Raw genomic sequence first — 25,306 nt, 5'->3', positions numbered from 1 at the left:
GGCTGCCTCATAACACTTGTGTTACATTGTGGTAACATAACCACCCGCGCCTACTTCTAGCTCAGGTTGTATTGAGCCTCAACCAAATGTGCGTTAAACGTTCAAATTATAGTTATTGATCTTTTCCCAGAGAGTTTTTCTACTCACCCCGAGAATTTCTGCGGCCTTTGAGCGGTTTCCTTGGGTCATACTTAAGATTTTAAGTATATGGTTTTTCTCCGCCTCGACAGAAACCTGCTGCAATGACAGGAGAGGGACTTTCTCCCTTTTATTTTGTAAAATATGTACAGGCAAATCATTCCGGCCAATAATCTTGTTACTTGCCAAAGCAATGCATCGTTCAACAATATTCAACAATTCTCTGACGTTACCGGGGAAGCCATATTTCGATAGCTCTGTTACCGCATCCGCGCCAAAAACCACATTTGTGCCGAACTGATCATTGAATTTACGCGTAAATGAGTCGAGCAACAGTGGAATGTCTTCAATTCTTTTCCGCAGAGGTGGCAGGATTACAGGAATGACATTAAGTCGATAATAGAGGTCCTCTCTGAACATTCCCTTACTGACTTCTCTCTCCAAATTTTTATTCGTTGCCGCGATGATACGTACATCAACAGATACCGTCGAGGTACTGCCTAGTCGTTCAAAAGTTTTCTCCTCTAAGAAACGTAATATTTTCGTCTGGGTAAGGGGCGGCAGGTCGCCGATTTCATCGAGAAATAGAGTCCCTCCATCTGCCATGTCAAACCTGCCTGGTTTTTTGCCATCTGCACCGGTGAAAGCGCCTTTTTCGTAGCCGAACAATTCACTTTCAATCAAATCATCAGGAAGGGCAGCACAATTGACCCTGATAATCGCCTTTTTTTTCCTCGCACTCTGATAGTGGATTGTCGATGCAACAAGCTCTTTTCCTGTGCCTGATTCGCCAAGAAGCAAAACCGTGGATTCCGTCCGACTCACCTTATCAAGGAGAGCGAAAACGGACTGCATCGCTTTACTTTCACCTATTATCTTGCCGGCACTGAACTGACTGCTCAGTTCCTTTTTTAAGCGTATATTTTCCTCGGTAATGGCATTAACCTCCAGGGCCTTACTGACCGTTACAAACATTTCTTCCAGGTCAAATGGCTTGGTGATATAATCAAATGCGCCTATTCGCATTGATTCCACAGCATCTTTGATATTGCCATAACCGGTCATCATCACAACGGGTACTGCCGCAGCGATTTCCATGGATTTTCTCAAAATTTCCATTCCACTTATATCAGGCAGGCGGATATCTGTAATTATGACGGAAAAAATTCCTTGCTCTATGGCAACCAGAGCCTCCCTACCGTTTGTTGCAGCAAAAACGGTATATCCTTCTTCCCTTAAGGCATCGGTAAGAGATATTCGTAAAATTTTTTCATCTTCGACAATCAGGATACTTTTATTCATTTGCTCTCCGGTATCGATATAATCACAGATGTACCAACACCTTCAGTACTCTGTAGCTTTATTGTTCCTTTGTACTTCACAACAAGTTCATAGGTCATCCACATCCCAAGTCCGGTCCCTTCACCTGCTTTTTTGGTGGAATAAAAGAGCTCAAACACCTTATCCAGCTTATCCTTTGCTATACCTATTCCGTTATCTTCTATGCATATTACGGTATTTCTCCCTTCCCTTCCGGCAGAAACGATTAACTGCCCGCCATTTTCCATCGCCTGAATAGAATTAATCATTGTGTTGAGAAAGATTTCTTCCAGATCGTGCGGCGGAACAGACACCCGCAATCCTGGCGTGACTGACTCAGAGTAGCTGATATTTTGTCTGCCCATTCTATAATCAAGAAATTTGACGACCCCAGACAGGGCAGTCGAAATTTCGCATGCTCTCTCTTCTCCCTCTCTTGTCCCTGCGGTCCAGAGTAACTGTCCTACTGTCTCCTCAATGTTGTCTAGGCCCTCTTCAACAAGAGCCAGGTAATTAGCCCTGAATTCAGGATCATCCCCTTTTCGTTTCAACATCTGTACACAGTTGAACAAACCACCAAGCGGGTTATTAATTCGATGGGCAACACTTGAGGAGAGCACACCGAGTGTTGCCAGTTTTTCAGATTGCAGTAATTTTTCGTGGGCGAGTTTCATTTCCTCATTGGTATCTCGAATTCGACGAACCATTTCATTATAACTTTCTGCGAGTTGCGACAGTTCATCCCTGCCTTTTACCGGGATAGCTTTTTCGACCATACCAATTTCAACCTCAGCCATTGCCTGAGACAGATCGATAATCGGACGGATAAATCTCTGGCTTAAAAAAAATACAAGCAAGAAGAGGAGAATCAACGCCATGGAGGTAAGCAGAAGAATCTGAAAAAGTATTTTCTTTGCCTCTTTTTCAACACTTTCAAGCGATATAGAAAAGAGCAAGACCCCCCAGCGTTTGCCTTCAATCGATAGAGAGGTAGCAAACTCCAAGGCGTTAACAGTGCTGTCCTGGACCTGAGTTTTCTTGACAAGAACCTTTTGAGCCTGCTGGGTTTCTTGTACAAAAGGATCTTGATAATCTTTACCGAACTCTCCGAAATCACTATGTGAAATAACCTGAAACTCTGGGTTGAGCACAGCTACATAGAGCAATTCAAGCTCTTTGCGCTCGTACAGTTCCCGCACATAGTTGTCAATCAAGCCCCCTTCCTCGACAAGGCCGAGTTGTTCGTAAATAAGCTCGTTTATAATGAGTGCACTCACTGTCTGTGCAAGCATTCGACCTTTTTGTTCTGTTGCGTTGTATAAAGCAGACCGGGTTTTACTGGCGACAAAAACGCTGACCAGTACCGCAAGAATAAGAACCGATATAAACGTTATGAGAATGAACTTTTTTTGCAGTGAATCGTTAATCGACTGGAACATCTTAGAGTGTCCTTTGGGGGTGACAGTCTTTTCCACAGGTCATTGGCACATCGTTTATCATCTGCCTGATCTTGCTGTAATTCAGGTCCGAGGCGGGGAAAAACCCTCCTTGCAAATCCGGATCAAGTTTTTTTAAAACGGCTAGCCCCTCTTCTGTTTCTCCCATGTGAAGCAGTGCTTTTTGAATTTTCTGCATTACCTCATAGGGGGTTTTAGGTGAGACAACTACCGGACCTGTTGGAATAGGGTCTGAAGTCGCTATGATTTTCAATCCATAGCGAAGGTACTGTTCAGCGATAGAGTAACGGATCGCTCCGGCATCAAACTGATTGCTGAGTATTTTCTTTGCAACCGAGCCATGATAGTTGAAATTCTGATATTCTTTAAGATTCTCTAGATGTATCCCAGACCAGGCGAGCATGTAGCGTGGGATCAGGTTACCTGAGGTTGACCAAGTCGCTGCAAATGCAAACTTTTTATTAACAAGCTCCGACAGCTCCTGGATTGAGCCATCGAGACCGGTAACAATTACGCTTCGATAGTACATCTCTCCACGAGCTGTTTTGCTTCGTGCAATAGGAGCTGCACCATAGCGTTTATAGGCATCTAAATAGGTGAGAGGCCCAAGTAGAGCAAAGGATGTCTTGCCTTTACCCAGACTGTTGACCACGTCCTTGTAATCTGTTTCGAGCTGTAATTCTATTTTCTCACCTGTCACCATTGACAAATAATCGATGAGAGGCTGGTATCGCTCATAGGAAACTCTCGGATTATCTCGAGGAACTATTCCAAAATAGTACGTATTGGTGTCTTCACTTGAGGTCTCATCTTCCACCTGCCGTGAAGTGCCCGGAAGGTGTGTGTTGTTTTTTATGAAAGCACGCATAGCTCGAATAGAGTCATAGTTGCTATCGGGGACGTCCACAAATTTATCAATCTTCATTGCAGATAATATGGCCTTTCCCTCAGTATCGAGATGCATATCCAAAAAAACTTCACGAATGGCACTTTTCATATATGACGACAACCCCGGAGGGACGACGACCGGGGGGATTCCAAACGGCTGTGATCGATGAATGACCTTTGTTTCTCTGGCGTAAGGAGAGTTGGTCGCTACCATATAATCGTATACGATCGAATCAACAGCTGCAGCCGCCACTCTCTTTTTAGCGACGAACTCAACAGATTTATTATGGCTATAGCTATAAACTGTCGAGCTAAAAAAGGCCTCAGGGGTTTCATGCTTTTTAGCGAGGGCATAGGTTGGATACAGACGGCCTGTATTTGATTTCGGATCAACAAAAGCAAAAGACTGGCCTTCAAGGTCATCAATAGTTTTGCTCGGACTCTCCCTATGGACAATAATATTAGAACGGTAGAAAGGTTCATTATTAACCAGAGGAGCAACGAGCAGTTCGACTCCAAATTTTTCACTATCAATGACATAAGGGGCTGAGCAGATAAATGCAAAATCCACGAGCCCATCTTCGAGCATGACATCTATTTCATCGTACGTTGTACGGTGAACCATCTCTGCTGGAAGTCCCAGCTTTTTCCCCAAATATTGAACAACCTGCTGATAGTATTTGACAGCACTGACGGGAGTGATCATGCTGGCCACCCCAGCTCTTAACGTTTCCTGATCAGCTTTTAACGGAAGCGCACTAGACAAGAGAAGGAGGATACAGAGAAAAGACAGTTTCAAATATTTCATGGTGCCCCCGGGTAAGCAAAAATTGCTGAGATTATATACCATATGTTTTTTTGCAATATTCACTCCATCTCCCTGTATCTTTGTCCGACACCGCCCAATTCGATAATTGAGCTTCTCGACGTTTCGAAATTGTAACACATTTTTCTCTTCAGGTGCTATTGTTGGAGTTTGCCATCATCACTATCTGTTTTTTTTGCTACTCAGACAAATGGACCTCTCTGACGTCCAAAGACGAAGGAATGGCCCCACGATCTACAATAATCTCTAATGACACTCCACCAGCCTTTACAATGGCACAGTTGTTGTATAGCTATTCCCTGGTCAGACATAATTTTGATTATAACTTTAAATAAACATCCCCTGGAGAAATTCATGATATCGGTCATAGAAGCACATCAAATACTTCATGAGAATATGCCTGTTCCTGTAACAGAAATAGTCGGTCTCGCAGATGCACACCTTCGAAGGCTCAGTGACGACATAGAAGCACCGGAATCTTCACCGCGATATACAAATTCAGCAATGGATGGTTTTGCGGTTCGATGGGAAGACTGCAGTGAAGCCAGTTCGGACCATCCCGTTTGCCTGAAAGTGATCGGAGAAAGCCAGGCAGGCATTCCTTTCAAAGGAATAATAACCTCCAGTTCAGCAATTAGAATTAGTACAGGTGCAATGTTGCCGGAAGGTGCCGATACAATTGTCCGAGTGGAAGATACGCGAGAAAATGGAGAAAATGTCGAGATACTCTCGGTTAAAACCAAGGGGCAGGATGTCAGATATGAAGGGGAGGAATTTAAGAAAGGAACCCGGCTCTTCTCAAAAGGAATGGTCCTGGGAGCACGTGAATTAGCTCTTCTTGCAGCCGTTGGGCAATATACGGTTCCGGTCTACGCGCCTCCTAAAGTAGCTATACTTGTGACAGGAACTGAATTGGCACCTCCTGATACAACTGACATAAAATCACATCAGATCAGAGACTCAAACTCCATAATGCTAGCCGCTGCGGTCCGTGAGTCGGGTGCTCATATCAGCTCTATTTCGCACATTAAAGATAGTCTGGAGCAAACAATTGAAGCGGTTAAAAATGCATCCATGACCGGTAATAGAATTATCCTCTGTTCCGGAGGTGTATCAGTAGGCAAGCATGATCATGTGAAAGAAGCCGCTTTGACTGCAGGTTTTAAAGAACTTTTCTGGAAAATCCGCCAAAAACCCGGCAAACCTCTTTTTGTCTGCCGTTTGGAAGGTACACTGCTTTTTGGCTTACCCGGGAATCCTGTCTCTGCTTTCATGTGCTTCATCAACTATGTACGTCCCGTTTTGGCTGAACTTCAGGGGGTTGAATCTATACACCATTCCATAACTGCAAAAACAATCAAAAGAGTATCCAATACAGGGAGCCGGACAAATTTTATTCGCGTCACCGTCGAAAACAAACCGAATAAACTTGCAGTCATTACAGAAATGACCCAGCAGGGATCACACATGCTCAGTACCATTGTTCACGCCGACGGTTATATCGTGCTGGAACCGGGGCAAATCCTTGAACCGGAAAGTCTCGTTGAAGTGTTTTTGTTTTAAGGATGCCGGTTTCAACCCCGAGGGGTTTGGGGTGTTTTCCTTGCAACGACAATGGGTATGAGAGGGAAGAAAAAACCTTTTTCACACTGACATACCCTTGCACATACTCGACCAAAGTGCAAGGGTAGTACAGTAGACATGACTCAATAGAGCAAAAGAATGAGCATTCCGATTCCAGACAGCCATTTAAGATGGGGGAATTGACTCAGCTAAATATTTCCAAGGATTTCAGTCGAAATTTACCTCTGTTTTTGATTGGAGTTTCCAGCCGCCTGTTTCGCTGTAACAGACTGATTCCAGTTCAGGAAACCCTGAAATACAATCAGAGTTGACCACCAAATTCGCACTCTCTAATAAAACGATCGCCCTCTCTTTGATAGGCTTATGTAAGGCCTTTACAACTATACTAATTCCCGGTTTGATAAATTGACCAAGACTGTTTGATTCACAGATAACTATAGCTTTTGGGGGGATTTGATTGACAAAATTTCTATATCCATCCAATATTCCCGCATCATCACTTCGCAGGTAAAATACCTTCTTCGCACCAGCTCTTAACATTCTTGATGTGTCTTTAGTCGTAGATGCATTTAATTCTTCATAAAGATGCAACCTGCTCTCAGATTCATCATGGCTTCCGTGAAACAGGTCTTCATCTGGGAATATTGCTGAGACTTTTAAAGCATATACCTCATGAGTCACAGATATTTTCTTTAACAGTTGACAAATAAATTCTGTTTTACCTACATCTCTACCTGTACCACCTACGACGAGTAATCTTTTGTTGTTTTTCATACAATTAAATGGGTTTGTCCGAGCTAAAAGCCCATAGTTTTTATGTTTTTAACGTTTTTCACTCTACGACCAACACAGTAAACCCAATAAATCATCTTGACAAGATCATTTGGTCGTTTTACCATGTGTCCATCCTTTTGGAGGTACAATGAAAGACAAGCAAAAAGCATTAATTGAGGCAAAAGCCAATGTCCTAAAAGCGCTGGGCCACCCTACCCGATTGTGGATGGCGGAACAACTCGAACATGGGGAAAAATGTGTTTGCGAACTGGCAGAATCTATAGATGCTGACTTCTCAACAATTTCAAAGCATCTATCTGTCCTTAAACAAGCAGGAGTTGTTGCTGACGAAAAACGAGGAAAACAAGTTTTTTATAAACTGAAGGTTCCATGTATTTTAAAATACATGTCTTGTATTGAAGCTGTCATAAAAAATCAGGCCGAAGAACAAGCAGATTTGTTGTAGTTTTAAGTATATTTTTTTCTCTATCATTTGGTCATTTTACCAAATGTCATACTGTGGGACAAGTGTCATGAACTGGAAAAATGAGTGGAAGTATCTTGTATGGATCATAGCGATATTTGTTGGATGTTTCTATTTACCTGTGGGAAGCGAGCGCTTCGACCTGGCAGTATTAGAAGCTTTTCACCTCGTTAAATGGTACGCCCGTGAGCACGTGTTGCTTTGTCTGGTCCCTGCATTTTTCATCGCTGGGGCTATTGGTGTTTTCATCAGTCAAAACTCTGTAATGAAATATCTGGGCGCAGGAGCCAATAAGATCCTGGCGTATGGGGTTGCATCCGTGTCAGGAACCATTCTGGCCGTTTGTTCCTGCACCATCCTTCCTTTATTTGCTGGAATCTACAAAATGGGTGCTGGCCTTGGTCCAGCCACAGCATTTTTATATTCCGGTCCAGCAATTAATGCACTTGCCATCATCTTAACAGCACGAATTCTTGGTCCACAATTAGGAATTGCAAGGGCTGTGGGAGCAATGATTTTCAGTATTGTGATCGGGGTACTCATGGCATTTATTTTTCGCAAGGAAGAGAAGGCCAAGTTGGCTATACAAATGGCAATGCCGGAAGAACCTGTCACACGCCCTCTCTGGCAGACCAGCCTTTATCTCTTCTCAATGGTAGGAATTCTTGTCTTTGCAAATTGGGGAAAACCTGAGGCGACCACTGGTATTTGGGCGGCAATATTCAATGCTAAATGGCTAATAACCTCGATATTTTCAGTGCTTTTTAGCCTGATGCTCATCCTTTGGTTTAAGATGCGAGTCTGGAAAGTTGCATGTGTCGCTGTTCCCGTCGCTCTTCTTGCCTATGTCTATCATGATCAGCCCCTAATACCGTTCACTGCCGGTTTTATAGGCCTTTCTATTGTAACAAGTACCGATCAGGGCGAAAACCAAGAGTGGTTTTCTTCGTCCTGGTCCTTTGCAAAACAAATCCTGCCATTGTTGCTTTTCGGTGTATTGATTGCCGGGGCACTGCTTGGTCGTGTTGGGCATGAAGGCCTGATCCCTTCAGAATGGGTTGCCAGAGCAGTCGGTGGTAATTCCCTGTTTTCTAATTTCTTTGCTTCTTTCGCCGGTGCTTTTATGTATTTCGCCACTTTGACAGAGGTGCCGATTTTGCAAGGTCTTATGGCAAATGGCATGGGAAATGGTCCTGCACTCGCACTGCTCCTGGCAGGACCTGCCCTCAGCCTCCCCAATATGTTGGTCATTAACTCGGTACTTGGTGCAAAGAAAACGGCGGTCTTCGTCAGCCTTGTCATCGTTATGGCGACTATCAGCGGGATGTTTTTTGGAATAATTGTTGGATAATTTAAAACTTTGGAGAAAATTATGAAAATTCATATCCTTGGGCCTGGGTGCCCTAAATGCAATCAGCTGGCTGAAACTGCAACCCAAGCAGCAAAAGAGCTCGGTATTGAATTCGAACTGGAAAAAGTATCTGATTTTGACAAAATCATGTCTTTTGGGGTGATGATGACTCCAGGTTTGGTTATTGATGGGAAAGTGAAAAGTGTTGGACGCGTACCTTCGCTTACTGAAATTAAAAATATGATCCAATGATTTTCATAAGGGGATAGAAAATGAGTTCAACATCAATCACTTGTGGATGTTCATGCAGTTCAGCTCCCAAACTCATCTTTTCATGTTCAGGAGCGGCCGATGTAGGCGAGCTTGCCGACCAGGCAGCTCGCAGACTTACTCGCGAAGGCAGTGGAAAAATGTTCTGTCTCGCCGGAATAGGCGGTCAGGTCGAGGGCATAATTAAAACAACGCAGGCTGCCTCATCCATTTTAGCCATTGACGGGTGTTCTCTTGGCTGTGCGAAGAAGTCACTTGAGGTTGCAGTTTTCAGAGTTTAACCATATCGTGCTTGGTGACCTTGGTTTTGAAAAAGGTAAAACAGAGGTTTCAATGAAAACTATAACGGATCTGGTTAGTCAGGTTAAAAAATATCTATAAAGGGCTCGCAACGTGAATTCTATTCTCAAAATATACAGCATTCAACTCTTTCGCATCATTGCCGCAATTCTGTTATTCGCATCAATTGCTTCTGCAGGTACAACAACAATAACTGAAACACAGGTTCCGGTTCCTGGGGTCGTGACCATGGTCGATCTGGGAGCCAAAAAATGTATTCCTTGCAAAATGATGGCACCAATTCTGGAAGAGCTGGAAAAAGAATATAAAGACCGGGCAGCAATCGTTTTCATCGATGTTTGGGTAAATCCTGATGCCGGCAAAAAATTCGGCATTAGGGCTATCCCCACACAAATATTTTATGATGCCGAAGGGAACGAGGTGCTCAGACATGAAGGCTTTTTTGATAAAGCAGGTATTGTTGCTGAATTGCAGAAACTGGGAGTTCAATAACCCATGGATCAGATATTTCTCACGATTAACGCCTGGATGAGCCAAGGTCTCTTGTTAGGTGGCCTCGGTTGTTTTTTATGGGGCGTTGTAAGTGTTCTGTTTAGTCCTTGTCATCTGGCTTCAATTCCCTTATTGGTCAGCTATGTCGCTGGGCAAAATCAAGTTGTAGAAGGTCGACGAGCTGCTCTATACGCAGTTATTTTTACCTTTGGCCTATTTATCACGATTGCCACGATAGGGATTATATGCAGTTTACTTGGAAGAATGCTGGGTGATGTTGGCCCATACATGAGCATTGCTGTAGGTGCTATTCTCGTATGGGTATCACTCGATTTTCTTGGCATAGCCAAGTGTTCGATGTCCAACGGCTTGATGGCCAAAATACAGGTAAAAGGTTTATTGGGAGCATTTGTACTCGGCTTGGCCTATGGAATTCTTTCAGGCTCATGCACCTTTGGCTTTATTGCTCCTATTCTTGCTATCATTACAATCCAGAACAAGATAATGACAGGGGTTATGTTCATTGTCCTGTTTGGTATTGGTCACTGTATTCCCATTGTCTTAGCGGGGAGCTCAACGGCTTTAGTGAAAAAGTTTTTAACAAACAATACATGGAATAGAGGAAGTGGCATTTTCCGTAAACTCGCAGGTGTTTGTATTGGAGTACTTGGGCTTTATTTTGTTAGCCTGCCCATAATAAACAGTATTTAAAAAACAATGGTTACCAGAAGGTGTAGACAAGTGATGAGGAATCAACTTATGTCAACATCAGGTCCTGGCCTCATCCAATACTCTTCGTACCGTCACAGCCAAGTCCGCTTTGACAATCGGTTTATTAATAAAGGCCTTGATTCCTGCTTTTAAAGCTTCTTCCTCTGAAAACCTCTTTGTATAGCCACTGCATAAAATGATTGGGATATCCGGTCGGATATCCCTGAAATGGCTCGCCAGCTGGTCTCCGGTCATCTTAGGCATTGTAACATCACTGATTACCAGGTCAAAATCGGCATGATCCGACTGGAAAAGCTCAAGCGCTTCTAGACTGGAGGTTTTTACTGTTACCAAATAGCCTAACTGATGAAGAATCCGACTACCGATATATGCGACCTGGGCCTCATCATCGACCAATAGAATTCGTTCCTGCCCTGTGGGTAACTCTTCCGTATTGTCTGGTGATTGGAGGATGCTTTCTTTACAGATTGGCAGGTAAATGATTATATCCGTTCCTTTTCTTTGGGTACTCTCTACAATAATCTTACCGTTGAATATCTCGACAATCCCATGAACGAGAGCGAGTCCCATTCCCGTTCCCCCTCCCGGGCCCTTTGTAGTGAAATAAGGCTCGAAAATTCTGTCAACTATATGAGGGGCTATCCCGCATCCCGTATCAGAAATTTTGAGTTCAATATATTCTCCAGGTTTTAAATCACCCGTAACGGTTTCCGTGGCTCTATGAAGAGATCTGTCCCGTAGTGTGATTTCAAGAGTACCACCTTTTTCCTCCATGGCATGAGCAGCATTGGTGCAGAGGTTCATCATGATCTGATGCAACTGAGTTGGACTTCCCAGGATGCGGGATGTACTTTCAATATTGTGCCTTATTTCGATTGTCGTCGGAATAGTCGACCGAATAAATTTAAGAGTTTCTTTAACGATAAGACCAGCTTCAATTGGTTTGAGTGTCTCATCAGACTGGCGGGCAAAGGTCAAAATCTGGGTCACCAGTTCTTTGGCCCGAACTCCTGCTGCATACACCTCTCTGAGATCATTCTCCACCGGGGTCTCTTTTTCTGCACCAGCAAGGGCTAATTCGGTAAACCCCAGGATGACCGATAGAATATTATTGAAATCATGGGCAATTCCACCGGCAAGAGTGCCCAGCGATTCCATTTTGTACGCCTGATTGAGATTTGACTCAAGCTGCTTTTTTTCGGTGATATCTATGCCGATACCAATCCGGGTGTCATCTTCCAGACGAACATTGGACCAGATACTGTCGATGGTTCCACCACTTTTGGTTGTGACTTTGAATTCCTGCCATTCATTTGAAACTTTCTCCATGTATTCAGCGGCCTCAGCTCTATGCTGAGGATCCGGATAGCATGCCTCCATGATATCCATGTGCTGGAACTCTTCGTTGGTCCAGCCGATCGTTTTTTCAAACGCTTTGTTGGTGAGCAAAACCCTGGTTTTTGGATCATACAGGGTAATAAGGACTGGAATGTTATCAACAATCGCTTTGAGCAGCTGTTGCTGGTGGATAATCTCCTGTTCAATTTCCGTCTCTTTAGTGATATCCCGCCCCACCACTACTGAGCCAATTATTTCACCTTCTTTGTTGCGAATGGGAGCAAAATTATAACTGCCAATCCAACTCTCTCCGGTGTCTTTACGTTTTAAGATAACCTTCGAATCTATTACAACTTCACCCCGCAGAGCCCTGGGAACTGCCCACATATCCAATGGTACCAGTGTACCATCCGGTGAAAAAGCATCTAAAATTTCAGGATACTCTGAAAAAACACTATAACATTCGGCTTTGCTGCCAAACCGATGAAAGGTTGCAAAAGCCTCATTGAATTCGATAAGCCTGCCCTTTTCATCAGAGATAGAAACCGCATCAGTCATGCTATCTAGAGCCGCCTTTAACTTGGCCTGTCCTGCACGAAACGCCTCATCATTTTTCTTTTTGTCGGTGATATCCTGCAGGTGAGAGATGAAATATAAGGGTTTCCCTGCGCTATCTTTTACCATAGTATTTGAAACTTGAGCGTGTATCATCCTGCCATTCTTATGGGTATACATTTTTTCGAATATAGCGTGGTCAATTTCCCCATCCATGCTTTTTTTCATAAAGGTTGGGCTCACTTCCTTATCTTCTGCACAGGCAATGTCGTTTACAGTCATGCTTTCCAATTCCTGGGAGCTATAGCCAAAGATGTCACACATCCGTTGATTCACCTTGAGGATCTCGCCACTTATGGCTACCAGACATATGCCGTCATTGGCCTTTTCAAAAGCAAGACGGAATCGTTCCTCACTGTCTCTCAGTTTGTCCTCCGCCACCTTACGTCGCATGATATTTGCCTGCAGAAAAAAAATGATCGAAACGAGCAATGTTATAGCTACAACAACAGACCATATCAGGACCTTATAGTCTTCGTAGGTTGAGACTGGCCTGTTGAGGAAAATGCTCTCTTTGGGAAGTTTTGAGAGTTCGATCCCCCATTTTTTAAGCTGTTCAAAATTAAATACATATTGGGTTGGGCTCACTTCGACAACAGGTATGCTGCTCACCTTTTCGCCACCAAGGATGCGCTGGGCAAGAGCAGCCACATTTTCTCCATGATGAAAGCCTCCAAGGACCTTCCCCCCCACCGCTCCATAGAGCACGTCCATCGAATGTGTCGTGTATACGGGCCGTTTACTTGCCCTTGTCACCCGGATTACACTGTCTTTTAATGTCAGATATGCGCCAGATTTATCTTGTGACAACGTAAAAAAAATAACAGCGGCATCCTCTGTAAGGCCGGAGAGGATCTGTTCAATCTCCTTTATTGAAAGGTCATCAGACAGGCGGATAAAATCGATACCCTTATAACGGGTAAAGCTTTGCTCCAAGATTTCCCACTGATATTCTCCTGATGGACTCTTATCAATTATAAGAAATATTTTTTTTGTCTGTGGGTGATTATTCAGGATCAAATCAATAGTTTCTTTATGGGCGGTAGTTTCAAGAATCCCCGTGAACGTATTGTGATCTATAATATTTGGTGCAATACGATTGTTCACCCCACAGAAAACTACAGGAGTTCCAGGAAACAATTCTTCATGATATTCTCTTAAAAAATCGAATGCGTCGTCATCAGAGGAGATTACGAGATCAAATTTCTGCCCGCTATATTTGTAAAGGTAGAGATCATGGAGCTTTCGTTGATATTCTGCGCTATAGCCCATGGCCTTGGTATCCATATACTCTACACTCAGTTCAAAATTAGTTTCTTCAGGTTTAAAAACAGCCTCCACTCCTTTCACAATATTATCAGTCCAGGGAAAACCTTTGTGGTATGAATTGAGAATAAGGACTTTGACAGGCTCATCTCTCGGGTATGCCAGGGGAGCGAGGATGAAAATGATGATAAAACATGCTGCCCATTTTATGCTGATTTTCCTCATATCTTTTTGTCTCCTCCTCAGAGACTTCGTTTCTGGTAAACCCTCAATCACTTTTGTCCCAATGAGGATCACTTTAAAATGGTCTGTCGGGACAGGGTACTGTATGAATTATACAACCAAATTTCACATCACGACAAGCTTCAAGGGCACTCATATTTTCAAGGTAGCAGCTTGTTGGGTCAACTTGACCACCCTTTTCCCGAACAAAATTTGCGAAAAACATAAAGGAACATCGAATAAATAGACGAGAAAAACAGTGTTGTGTCAAGGTACATGCCCTGCTTGATCATGACCTGCATATCTTCGTATGTCTCTCTCGCCGAGGCTAGGCCTCATGATCACCGCAACCTGAGCGATGTTACTCTCTAGCTCGGCTCTACTATAGCCTCTTATTTGATCTATGAGATTAATCCCTGATTCTATGGGGTCTGAGTTTAACAATACAGTTAATCCCCAATAACTGTAGTCCTCACTTCTGCTAAAAGTATAGGTTTCAGGTTTATCTATTTAATTTTACACCATTATCCGTCTTTATGCCCTCTGGAATAGCTCCAGAGATTTTTATATCGTTGAGTCTTGCAGTATTTATTTCGGTGCTCTTTACAAGACAAAGACTCCAACCCCAATTGGTATCCTCATTGTCCAGTCTTTCGCGTCCACCTCTACATAAAACACACCAGATCCCTGATTTGTACCTTACAAATGATGTGTTGATGTATCGCCACAAATTTTTTCATTTTTTTTCACCTCGCGATATGGCTTATCAACAAAAAGTGATATCATTGCTGATGGAACTTTCGCTTAATAATGCAATCAACAGAAGAAAACATGACATGAAACATCTCCTACAGAATCTCTCTATCAAAACTAAGATCGGCCTCATTATCTTGCTCCCCATGTGCGGCTACCTCGTCACCTCCGGTATCAATTTGGTCACGACTTATGCCAAGGTCCGGTCTGATAAGAATATCATCACCATGGTCGAATTCAGTGGGCAGATCAGCCTGCTGGTTCACGAGCTACAAAAAGAACGTGGGGCCTCTTCTGGATTTCTCGCCAGTAAGGGAACAAAATTTGAGGTAATCCTCGATAACCAACGAACTGCAACCGACGAGAAATCTGCGAACTATAGAAAATCGTTGACCACTCTCCAGGAACAAGCTGCAGGAGCGACACTCGCCGTGAAAACCCGCCAGGTTGAAACTATCCTCAAGGAACTCGACAGAACCCGGCAAAAGGTCAGTAGCCAGCAGATGGAAACAAAAGAGGTCATTCACTACTACACTGCCCTTATTAAAACACTCCTGGATACCATTTCCGCCACAAGCCATCTCAGCGATAACCCTGGAATCACCACTCAACTCTTTGCCTATGTCAATTTTCTTCAGGGCAAGGAACGAGCTGGAATAGAACGGGCCACTCTAAGTGCCGTATTCAGCAAAGGTTCATTTACCACGGAGACCTACAGCCGCTTCCTGCAACTTCTCGCTGCCCAAGAAAATTATCTCGACGCCTTTCGCGCCGAATCAACCGTCGAAGCTATGAGAATCTATAATGAAACCGTTCGCGGAAACGATGTCGATGAAGTGGCGCGCATGCGACAGGTAGCGTTGAACGTCGGCCTAGACAACACAAAAACCTTTGGGATTGATCCGGAAATATGGTTCAAGACCATTACGAATAAAATCAATCTCCTTAAGAGCGTTGATGATACACTTGCACAAAACATTATCCAGTCTGCTATTTTACAGGTCAAAACCATGCAGAGAAAGCTGACCATAATTGGGGTCAGTTTTGTCGCCATCCTTGCTGCCAGCATTATGCTTGTGATAACCACTTCTTTGAGCTTGATCAGAGGACTGAACCAAGCAATCCATGTTGCTCTTGACCTTGCCGAAGGAGAGGGAGACCTGACGAAACGAATGGGCTTTACTGCTAAAGACGAAATTGGAGTTCTTGGACGTTCCATTGACAAGTTGCTCACCACTCTTGGCGGGATGATCAGCCAGATTCAAAACAACGGCGTTACCCTGAACCACTCTGGGCAGGAGCTGGCAGCTCTCGCAGAACAGATGAGCGGGGCGACATCAAATATTCAATCCAGGGCTAATGGTGTAGCCGCTGCCGCCGAAGAGATGAGCATTAATATGAACACCGTAGCCGCTGCTGTAGAAGAAGCTGCGGTCAATGTGAGTACGGTGGCTGAATCCACTGGAACCATTGCCGCAGCGGGAAAAGAGATTGCCGGCAGCACCAAAAACGCCCGGACCATGACCAATGAGGCTGTGGTGCGTACCCGGAGCTCCTATGAACTGATTAGCGTCCTAGGAGATGCCGCTCAGGAGATCGGCAGGGTAACTGAAACCATTACTGAGATCTCCGAGCAGACGAACCTTCTGGCCCTGAATGCCACCATTGAAGCCGCGAGGGCCGGAGATGCAGGAAAAGGTTTTGCGGTAGTTGCCAACGAGATCAAAGAACTGGCCAAACAGACCGCCATGGCCACTATCGAGATCAACACCAGGATCAAGGGAATACAAGATTCAACCGGCAAGACTGTGGATGAGATCCAGGAAATTCTCCGGGTCATCAACGAGGTGAACACCATAGTTGACTCCATTGCTTCCGCCGTGGAAAATCAAACCTCCACCACCAACGACATTGCTGAAAATATTGAACAGGCCTCAACCGGCCTTCAGGAAGTGGCCAGCAACGTATCTCAGATATCCATGGTTTCAGGAGAAGTCGCCAAGGATATCGCTGAGGTCAGCCACTCCTCTCTGGAGTTGACTGAAAGTAGTACCATGGTGCGTAAAAGTGCTGCTAATCTGAGTGAAATGACAGCTAAGATGCAAGAAGTCACGGGCCGCTTCAAGGTATGAGAGAGGTTCAAAACTGAAGTGACAAGCTTTCAAACATTATATTTGCACAGGCTTTCCTGACAGGTGGCAACAGGCAAACGCAATTGCATATATTTTAAATGATTGAAACCATGGTCTGCCCTGGTTACTGTGGATTATTTTCTTATCGAGTCATCACCAGCTACAAAAGATAATGGTCACTTGCCTATAAGAGTCTGTTGGACCTGCCTTCAGTGCATTGATCTCCATTCTTCCCTCTTGAGCAACAACGAGAACCGTGCTTAGCCACAAGTGTTTGCTGGGATACCTGCAGGAGGGCTCAAAATGGCAGCTTTGAGCCCTTCGTTTGTTATGAGACGTTTTCGTTATTGCCGATCAAAAGAGGAAGAGGAGATAAAAATTTACAACCTCAAAAAAACGAAAAGAAAAGTAAACAGGGCTGAAAAGACGCGTCACAACAATGTCCGTTTTTATTTGACATCCTCACCTTCGAGTTCTCTTTGGATTTGTTCCATCCATGGTGCTAGCTTTGGGTTTTCCAAGGTATCATACGATTTGACATGTGGTTTGATATCCAGAACAGGACTTCCGTCGACTGCCTCCAGTCCCACAACTCTCAAAATATTTTTTTCCCTTTCAACAATTTTCACCACCGATACAAGGATTGGGTTGGGACGGGCCGGGCTGCGCGTGGCGAAAATGCCGGTCAACGGAAGATCCTTTCTCCCCATGGGGTGAACTTTTTTAATCCTCCGCCTGTCTGTATCCAGAAGGTGCGGCCAATAAAGTACAAGGGCGTGAGAAAACTCCTCAATGCCGTCAAGCAGTTCCTGCCATTCCTTGGCAATAACCAAATCACAAACTGTTTCCTTTATCCGTTGGTGGTTTTCTCTGATTTCTCCGTCATTCTCCTGACGTTCAAGACCTGATTCTCCGGCTTTCAGTGAGAGATCTTTGATGGGGCTAGATACCGTGCCAACAGGATGAATGTGCATTGTCGTTTGATAAGGATTGTTCATATTCATTTTTAATGTCCTCTTTGGTATTCAATTCACTATTCTACGGATGGTTGAGGAGAACGCCGCGATGGCTCTTGCTGATTTTAGTTCGCTTCTGCCATACAATCTCTATTGAACAAGCAGTGAGCAACCAAAAGGCACTATTCAACATCCTCCTTCCTACGTCTACCCTGATTTTTTCGTGAACATCGTAATTGTAGTTTCTACCGTGAAGGTACCAGCTTGTTTGCCTACACTGCAGGTAATATATCACCAGAGTCCGTATTACGAAATAAAAAAAAGTGTTACCAGTCGTCTCAAAACATGGGTCATCTGCCAATTGTAACCGTACAATTTGGCCAGGGCTACATTCAGTACAAGAAAATATCTACAATGGTCCGATAGGCTGATTGTTTTTTAAAAAACAAGGGTAACTTTTGGAATCAGCGTACCCTGCAAGAACGCAGGGTACGTTTTTTGGGAGGGCTCTACAGTTTATCCTGGTATGCACCAGCGGAGTACGTCAATTCGTAGCTATGGGAATATAGCTCAATTATATTACCGAAAGGATCCTCGCAATATACCATACGATAGGGTTTTTCACCTGGATAGTACTCTCTGACCGGCATTCTCTGCTTGCCGCCGTGTTCTACAATCTTAGCAGCAAGGCCCTCAATATCAGGGTCCTGAACAGCAAAATGAAATACTCCGTTCTTCCAAAACTCAAAATTATCTTCTCGGAGTTCAGCGTTTTTGAACTCAAATATTTCTACGCCAACTCTATCCCCGGTTGCAAGGTGGGCAATCTTAAATCGCTCCCAGCCTTTTCCGAAAACATCATCGCACATTATTCCGATTGCAGAATCGTCTGATACAATTTCAGTCGGAGGCATGATGACGTACCAGCCAAGTACTTTGGTATAAAATTCTACAGCTTTTTCTAAATCAGTTACAGATATCCCGATATGGGAGAATGTTCTTGGATATGTCATTGTTATCTCCTGGTGTTGTGGTTAGTTTATGCCTGTTTCGAACACTGTAAAAGATAACCAGTTGAAGTAATGGAACAAGAAGGCACCCTTTGGTTCGACACGAACCTTTTGGTTTGAATTGCTGAGATATATGGCGTACCGAGAGATTTTTTTTTGAGGAAGGGTTTGAAATAATGATTCAGTGGAAGAAGAAGCAGTATCATTGTCCGGTAGAGATATCCATGGATATGTTAAGCGGAAAATGGAAATGCTTGATGCTCTGGCACCTAAATGACGGGACGAAACGATATATGGAGCTGGAACGAATCGTACCGGGAGTGAGCCAGAAGATGCTCACTCAGCAGCTCAAAGAGTTGGAACGGGATGGACTGGTGGTAAGGACCGTATACCCTGAAGTTCCACCCCGTGTTGAATATACTCTTACCGAGCTTGGAAAAACTGCGTTTCCGATTCTTAAAATGATGCACACCTGGGCGGTAACGCAATTAGGTATTGAGGAGGTTAAAGACGTGGACAACACCTGATAACCTTTTCCGCATGATAATCGCAAATGTCATGATGTCTGATTTTCTTACCGTGCCACATTGGAAAATAGGTGACAATAGTTGTCTTTCAAATGTTAGGGAACATGAGTTGACACCTGTAATTTAGGAATTGACAGGAAATTGGGCCCTAGATGTGGCAATATTAACGGGGTACCTTGAACTGGAATCAGTTCCATTTGAACAATATTCACTTCCATATCTTTACAACCTTACTGCGATATCCGAGGCCAGTTCTTCCATTATGGATCCAGACACTGTTTAAACATCCTATATCTCTTCATGATTTCGACGCACCATGTAATCAAGTCCGGTGATAATTCCGTCAATCAAATACAAAAATCCACCTTGGGTTCATTTATTTCTCAAATCTTATACCAGTAATAGAGAAACTGGAATTTCTATAGCAGGACAATATATATCCCTGATCTCCCAAATCTGGCACGTAATCTGGCGAGCGGCTCTGCACATTCATATCCGTTGCCTTGAACATGGCCTTAGAACTCAACTTGTACTCTACATAGTTTCGGCACTCTTCTTAAAGAAATTGGACTCGCCATTTATATTATGATAGCCTTTTACTTATACTATTTTATAGAGATATCTGGCCTGACTATTTGACGCTAACATAAGCGGCTAGAATCATGATAATACTTTTAAAAGACACTTTATTGGTAACATAATTAAGAACGTGGTTCTGATCGGATAACTGACATTCAGTGCTCATGTAAAAACCCGCTGTACCGCCAAGGATGGTGGATGCAAGTTGGGCTTGTTCTGATGTCTCAAGACAGGAAAACTTAATGCAAATAAAAAACGAAAATTCTCCACCTACACGGAGTGACTCAAAATGATGTTGAAAAGCTCTTTATATGAGAAAAAGCTTAAAACACCTAGCCTGCCACCTCTAAAGAAATTCTCTTGTATTTTTTTATTCTTTTTACTCTCAACTGTATATACAACCATTTTTCAGGCACATACCGTTTTTGCCAAATCTATCCGTGTCACTATTCTCAAGTCCAGCAATATACGTAATAGTCCGATTAAGGGCTTACAAGATGGACTTGCCTTACATGAGAGGGCTGAGGGAAACACCTTTATCTATGAGATAAAGGATGCTGCAGGAGATCGAGACAAACTCCCAGAGCTTGCAGCAGAACTGATTGCAGAGAAACCTGACGTGGTAATAGCCGCCGGAGGCATAGAGGCTGATGCCCTGCTGTTTGCCTCAGCGGGAAGCAGTATTCCCGTTGTTTTTCTCTTGGCCGCATCCTCAGTTGAACGAAAAATTGTAGCTAGCATGGCAAGTTCCGGTAATAATTTCACAGGAATAGATACCAATGATACGAAGCTAATGGCCAAAAGACTCTGGTTTATCCGGAAAATGTTCCCTAAAGCTCGAAAGCTTTTCTGTTTCCATGTCCCATCTATAGTACCATCAGTTCAATCACTGGCTGTTGCAAGAAAAAGTGCTGACGAGCTAGGTTTTGAATTGCAGGTTGTAGAAGTGGAAACCCAGGACGATATTATTAAGGCAACTGCAGCACTGTCAAAATCACACATTGATGTTATCTTCGAGCTGCCAATTGCACCAATCCGTAAGGCTCTGAAAACAATCATCTTCCCTAAAGCCATGGAGGAGGGAATTCCTGTATTTGGTCATGACATGACAAGTATTGAATCTGGTGCAATCGCCTCATATTGTGGTTCACAGTACAATGATGGAAGGCAGGCTGCACGGTTGGTACACAAGATAGTAAAAGGGATAGCCCCCAAGGACATTCCAATAGAAACCCCTGAAAAAATCGAGCTTATAATCAACAAAAACATAGTTGAAAGACTCGGCTTACACTTTACCAGTCGTGTCTGGCGCATTGCCGATCAGATAGTTGATATTCAATTTTAGTCGAAAGAGCGCATTATGAAATGGTGGAATCGGTTAAGCGTCAGATTGACAGTGTTCATTCTCCTGTTGGCCATTGTTCCTCTAGCCGGATTTGGTATCAGCACGATTCAAGACATTCGTCACGTCCGTTTGCAATCGGTTGCTGAGATTCAAACGAGAGTAGCCTACAATGCTGCAAAGCTGATCGAAGTTTCTCTCAGCGGTACACTGGAAAAGATCCAACTTGTTGCCGAAGGTACTGAACTTGAAAGTGCAGAGATAACGGATCAGGAATCGATTCTACAATTACTGATATCATCAAACCCCTCTCTTTATACCCTGGCCATAGTAAAATCCGATGGTCGCGAATTCGTAAAAATCGGCCGCGATACTATATACAACCTCAAAGATTTCGGCGTAAATGCTGACCACAAATATTTCAGTAATACAGCAAGTCTTCATAGTACTATTGGATCTTTATATAAAAACAAGGACAATCTGTTACTCTTAAATGCGAAGATTCCCTTACTCAGCGCCATGGATAGACAGGTTACCGCTGTACTAGTCGTTGAAATCGATATGGAAAAGCTGGTAAATTTTATACCTGACTTACAAGTTGGAGAGACGGGCTACGTTTATGTGGTTAACACTGAGGGACAGTATATAGCTTATCCTGACCATAGTGCCGTCCTGGCAGGAGAAAATGCGCTATATAATCCTATAGTTAAGGATTTTGCAGCTGGTGCCAAAAATAAAAATACCAACGGAACATACTTTAATCGCTATAATATCAAAGTAATATCCAATGCTCACGAGGTGGCTGAACCCAAGCTGCTCATTGTTGTCGCCCAACCTGTGGATGAAGCGCTTATTGCTGTAAATCTCATCAGCAAAAGACAGACCATCCTGCTCATGATTGTCCTTGCTATTGCCGTGCTCCTCTCTCTCTATTTTTCAATAAAAACATTTAAACCATTGCTTCGGCTACAATCGGGTGCACAACTGATCGGTGCGGGCGATCTCTCTCACAGGATTCCGGTTAACGGCTCGAACGAATTAGGATCCGTTACGGAATCCTTTAATCTCATGGCTGAAAGTCTTGAGGCGGCACACGAATACGATAAGCACCAAAAGTGGTTAGAAAAAGGTATTACAGATCTTGACAATCAGTTACGAGGAGACCAGTCACAAGAACAAATATGCACAAATGTAATCACCTTTATTGCCAGTTATCTCAAGCAGCAAGTTGGTCTCATGTATGCCTATGATGGCAATGAAACCTTCAGATATACTGCAGGTTATGCATTTCAACCCGGAGCAGGATTTCTAAAATCCTTCAAGACAGGTGAAAGCCTCCTTGGCCAGGCCGCATATGAAAAGAAAATCCTTAAGATAACAGATCTTCCTCAAGACTATATTTCTGTAAGCTCAGGTATAGGTAGTGTGGCCCCAAGCCAGTTGGTCATTGTACCATGCATTTACAACGATCAGGTTGAAGCCGTGTTAGAATTGGGTGCGATTAAGAATCTCAATAAATCTGAAAATCAGTTTTTGGAAGAGACCGCCGGCAGTATTGCTATAATCCTCGCCTCGGCCAGATCCAGGTTTGATCTCAATGCTGCTTTGCTGCAAACCAGACAACAAGCCGAAGAATTATATCAACAACAGGAAGCGTTACAAGCTTCAAACGAGGAGCTCGAAGAACAGACTCAATTACTAATGACGTCTGAAAGCAAGTTGAAAGAGCAGCAGGAAGAACTGCAAGCTGCCAATGAGGAGCTTGAAGAAAAAACAAACTACCTTGAACGTCATAAAAAATTTATTGAAGAAAAGAATAAATCCCTGGAACAGCTACGCAAGGATCTTGAGCAAAAAGCCACAGACCTGGCAAGTGCCAGTAAATATAAGTCCGAGTTCCTGGCAAACATGTCCCATGAATTGCGAACACCACTCAATAGCCTGTTGTTGCTCTCTGGCCTGCTTGCAGACAACAAAGAAGGAAATCTACGCGAAGAACAGGTTGAATCGGCTCAAATCATTCATAACAGTGGCAACGATCTACTTTCTCTCATCAACGAAATACTTGATCTTTCCAAGATCGAAGCCGGAAAAATGGAATTGAGAATTTCCGAGATGCCATTAACCGTTTTACGAGACTCCCTCAATAGAACCTTCAGGCAGCTCGCTACAGATAAAGGTCTATCTTTTGAAATTACTATCAGCACTGATACCCCTTCAACTATCATAAGTGACGGACAACGCATTGAACAAATATTAAAAAACTTCATTGCCAATTCTTTTAAATTTACCAGCAAGGGAGGAGTTGTTGTCAAAATTTACCAACCTGATGAAAATCAGGTGTTCAATCAACCAAACCTCACCTGTCAAAACACTCTGGCCTTTGCGGTAATAGATACCGGTATAGGCATTCCTGAAGATCAAAAGAAGCTTATCTTTGAGGCTTTTCAACAGGTGCAGAGCGGTAGCAACAGACAATATGGAGGAACCGGCCTTGGACTGTCCATCTCACGGGAACTTGCTCAGCTTCTCGGTGGTGAGATTCAACTTGAAACCAAGGAACATACAGGTTCGATTTTCACACTCTTTTTACCAAAGGATCTCAGCGCCCTTCCCTCTCCTCTGGCAGCACCATCACTTGTATCTACCATACCGACACTGGACAGCGACACATGTGTCAAAACACCCATTATAAGTATTAAAAACAGAGACCAACAGTATAGTTGCGTTACAGACGACAAGGGGTGTTTCTCTCCTGAGGACAAGTCCGTTCTTATTATTGAAGATGATAAAAACTTCGCCACAACACTGTTGCGTTTCTGTAAAGACAAAGGTTTTAAAGTTCTGGTCGCTCACACCGGTGAAGAAGGCCTTGCACTTGCAGAAACACATCAACCCAAGGCCATTATACTGGATATCAAACTGCCTGGAATCGATGGATGGGCGGTGCTTGAAGCGCTCAAAGAAAACCCGTCAATGCGTCATATTCCTGTTCACTTTATGTCTGCAGATAGTCCTGTTCAGACAGCTTTTATCAAAGGTGCTATTGGCTACCTGACCAAACCCGTAAGTCTTGAAGAGCTGGAGGCTGCACTAATCAACCTCGAGTCTGTAATCAGTAAAGAGATGAAGGATATATTACTTGTTGAGGATAATAAAAATCAACGCCGGGCAATTTGCAAACTCATCGGTGAAAATGATGTTGTTATCGATGAGGTTGCCAATGGAAAAGATGCCATCACCGCGCTTCATAAGACACATTATGACTGTATGATATTGGATTTGGGACTTCCTGACATGTCCGGCTTTGATCTGTTAAAAAAACTATCGCAGGATATATCACTCTCGCTCCCACCAATTATTGTGTACACAGGAAAAGAACTATCGCTGGAAGAGGAAAACCAACTCAGAAAGTACTCCGAATCTATCATCATCAAAGGTGTACGCTCAGAAGAGCGACTGCTTGATGAGACATCCCTTTTCCTGCACCGTATAGTGGGTAAAATGTCCAAGGAAAAACGGCAGATGATATCGTCACTGCATGATACAGATCAAAATTTGAGAGGTCGAAACATCCTCATCGTCGATGACGATATGCGTAACGTATTTGCCTTGTCAAAAGTGTTAAATGACAAAGGTATAAACACAATAAAGGCAGAAAACGGCAGAAAAGCTCTTGAAATACTTGACCAAAGAGACGATGTGGATCTGGTTTTAATGGATATCATGATGCCACAGATGGATGGCTACGAAACCATCAGAAGAATTCGAGCACGTAGCAGCTTTGCTCAACTGCCTATTCTCGCTCTGACAGCCAAAGCGATGCAACGGGATAAAGACGATTGTATTGCAGCCGGAGCTAATGATTATCTGGCAAAACCGGTGGACATTAATCGTTTGCTCTCCATGATGCGCGTCTGGCTTTACAGATAAGCTCGTAACTGGATAAA

Annotated in this window: 18 protein-coding genes; 11 read left to right on the top strand and 7 right to left on the bottom strand. The window is 43.5% G+C overall.

What is annotated here, in order from left to right:
• Positions 1-93 precede the first annotated feature (93 nt).
• From FCL48_RS07735 to phnD, 3 genes are read right to left on the bottom strand one after another with little or no spacing between them, the layout of a single operon-like run.
• Entirely contained in the window at positions 94-1,440 is a 1,347-nt protein-coding gene (locus FCL48_RS07735) for a sigma-54 dependent transcriptional regulator (RefSeq protein WP_136871680.1), read from the bottom strand.
• Positions 1,437-2,897 carry an ATP-binding protein gene (locus FCL48_RS07730; RefSeq protein WP_136871679.1) on the bottom strand — a complete coding sequence of 487 codons (1,461 nt, stop codon included), beginning with the start codon at positions 2,895-2,897 and terminating at the stop codon, positions 1,437-1,439. Before FCL48_RS07730 ends, FCL48_RS07735 begins: the two co-directional genes overlap by 4 nt.
• A 1-nt stretch (position 2,898) precedes the next feature.
• The gene (gene phnD / locus FCL48_RS07725) at positions 2,899-4,611 is read right to left on the bottom strand and encodes a phosphate/phosphite/phosphonate ABC transporter substrate-binding protein (RefSeq protein WP_169309130.1); all 1,713 of its coding nucleotides are present in this window, start codon (positions 4,609-4,611) and stop codon (positions 2,899-2,901) included.
• A gap of 372 nt (positions 4,612-4,983) precedes the next feature.
• Here phnD and glp point away from each other — a divergent pair, with 372 nt between their 5' ends.
• A complete protein-coding gene (gene glp / locus FCL48_RS07720) occupies positions 4,984-6,192 on the top strand; it encodes a gephyrin-like molybdotransferase Glp (protein WP_169309129.1) in 1,209 nt (402 codons plus the stop codon).
• Positions 6,193-6,420: 228 nt separating this feature from the next.
• Here glp and FCL48_RS07715 read toward each other — a convergent pair whose 3' ends face one another.
• Entirely contained in the window at positions 6,421-6,987 is a 567-nt protein-coding gene (locus FCL48_RS07715; RefSeq protein WP_136871676.1) for a hypothetical protein, read from the bottom strand.
• Between the two features lie 148 nt (positions 6,988-7,135).
• On the opposite strand from FCL48_RS07715, the gene FCL48_RS07710 reads away from it, so the two are divergent.
• The 6 genes from FCL48_RS07710 to FCL48_RS07685 all read left to right on the top strand — a co-directional run bounded on the left by FCL48_RS07710 (position 7,136) and on the right by FCL48_RS07685 (position 10,595).
• Positions 7,136-7,453, top strand: a complete 318-nt coding sequence (locus FCL48_RS07710) for a helix-turn-helix transcriptional regulator (RefSeq protein ID WP_136871675.1) — start codon at positions 7,136-7,138, stop codon at positions 7,451-7,453.
• Positions 7,454-7,520: 67 nt separating this feature from the next.
• Positions 7,521-8,822 (top strand): permease, encoded by a 1,302-nt coding sequence (locus FCL48_RS07705; RefSeq protein WP_136871674.1) that lies wholly within the window; start codon positions 7,521-7,523, stop codon positions 8,820-8,822.
• A gap of 21 nt (positions 8,823-8,843) precedes the next feature.
• A complete protein-coding gene (locus tag FCL48_RS07700; protein ID WP_136871673.1) occupies positions 8,844-9,074 on the top strand; it encodes a thioredoxin family protein in 231 nt (76 codons plus the stop codon).
• 20 nt (positions 9,075-9,094) lie between these two features.
• The gene (locus FCL48_RS07695; RefSeq protein WP_240744784.1) at positions 9,095-9,373 is read left to right on the top strand and encodes a putative zinc-binding protein; all 279 of its coding nucleotides are present in this window, start codon (positions 9,095-9,097) and stop codon (positions 9,371-9,373) included.
• Positions 9,374-9,494: 121 nt separating this feature from the next.
• Positions 9,495-9,884: a thioredoxin family protein gene (locus tag FCL48_RS07690; protein WP_371418670.1), complete on the top strand. Its 390-nt coding sequence runs from the start codon at positions 9,495-9,497 to the stop codon at positions 9,882-9,884.
• Positions 9,885-9,887: 3 nt separating this feature from the next.
• Positions 9,888-10,595, top strand: a complete 708-nt coding sequence (locus FCL48_RS07685; protein ID WP_136871672.1) for a cytochrome c biogenesis CcdA family protein — start codon at positions 9,888-9,890, stop codon at positions 10,593-10,595.
• Positions 10,596-10,652: 57 nt separating this feature from the next.
• On the opposite strand, the gene FCL48_RS07680 is transcribed toward FCL48_RS07685, so the two are convergent.
• Positions 10,653-14,060 (bottom strand): ABC transporter substrate binding protein, encoded by a 3,408-nt coding sequence (locus FCL48_RS07680; protein ID WP_136871671.1) that lies wholly within the window; start codon positions 14,058-14,060, stop codon positions 10,653-10,655.
• An 833-nt stretch (positions 14,061-14,893) separates the two neighbouring features.
• Between FCL48_RS07680 and FCL48_RS07675 the strand changes: the two genes are divergently transcribed.
• Positions 14,894-16,942 carry a methyl-accepting chemotaxis protein gene (locus FCL48_RS07675; protein WP_169309128.1) on the top strand — a complete coding sequence of 683 codons (2,049 nt, stop codon included), beginning with the start codon at positions 14,894-14,896 and terminating at the stop codon, positions 16,940-16,942.
• A gap of 449 nt (positions 16,943-17,391) precedes the next feature.
• On the opposite strand, the gene tsaA is transcribed toward FCL48_RS07675, so the two are convergent.
• Both tsaA and FCL48_RS07665 read right to left on the bottom strand, forming a co-directional pair.
• Positions 17,392-17,946, bottom strand: a complete 555-nt coding sequence (gene tsaA, locus FCL48_RS07670) for a tRNA (N6-threonylcarbamoyladenosine(37)-N6)-methyltransferase TrmO (protein WP_240744783.1) — start codon at positions 17,944-17,946, stop codon at positions 17,392-17,394.
• A gap of 461 nt (positions 17,947-18,407) precedes the next feature.
• A complete protein-coding gene (locus FCL48_RS07665) occupies positions 18,408-18,911 on the bottom strand; it encodes a lactoylglutathione lyase family protein (protein ID WP_136871669.1) in 504 nt (167 codons plus the stop codon).
• 221 nt (positions 18,912-19,132) lie between these two features.
• Here FCL48_RS07665 and FCL48_RS07660 point away from each other — a divergent pair, with 221 nt between their 5' ends.
• The 3 genes from FCL48_RS07660 to FCL48_RS07650 all read left to right on the top strand — a co-directional run bounded on the left by FCL48_RS07660 (position 19,133) and on the right by FCL48_RS07650 (position 25,289).
• Positions 19,133-19,435, top strand: coding sequence for a helix-turn-helix domain-containing protein (locus tag FCL48_RS07660; RefSeq protein WP_240744782.1), 303 nt, complete (start codon positions 19,133-19,135; stop codon positions 19,433-19,435).
• Positions 19,436-20,303: 868 nt separating this feature from the next.
• Positions 20,304-21,359, top strand: a complete 1,056-nt coding sequence (locus FCL48_RS07655; protein ID WP_136871667.1) for an ABC transporter substrate-binding protein — start codon at positions 20,304-20,306, stop codon at positions 21,357-21,359.
• A gap of 15 nt (positions 21,360-21,374) precedes the next feature.
• Positions 21,375-25,289, top strand: coding sequence for a response regulator (locus tag FCL48_RS07650; protein ID WP_136871666.1), 3,915 nt, complete (start codon positions 21,375-21,377; stop codon positions 25,287-25,289).
• Positions 25,290-25,306 lie beyond the last annotated feature (17 nt).

The sequence above is a fragment of the Desulforhopalus sp. IMCC35007 genome, assembly GCF_005116575.1.
In the GTDB taxonomy this organism is placed as follows: Bacteria; Desulfobacterota; Desulfobulbia; order Desulfobulbales; family Desulfocapsaceae; genus Desulforhopalus_A.
Note: the sequence above shows the minus strand (reverse complement) of the source record. Positions and strands in the feature narration are given on the sequence as shown.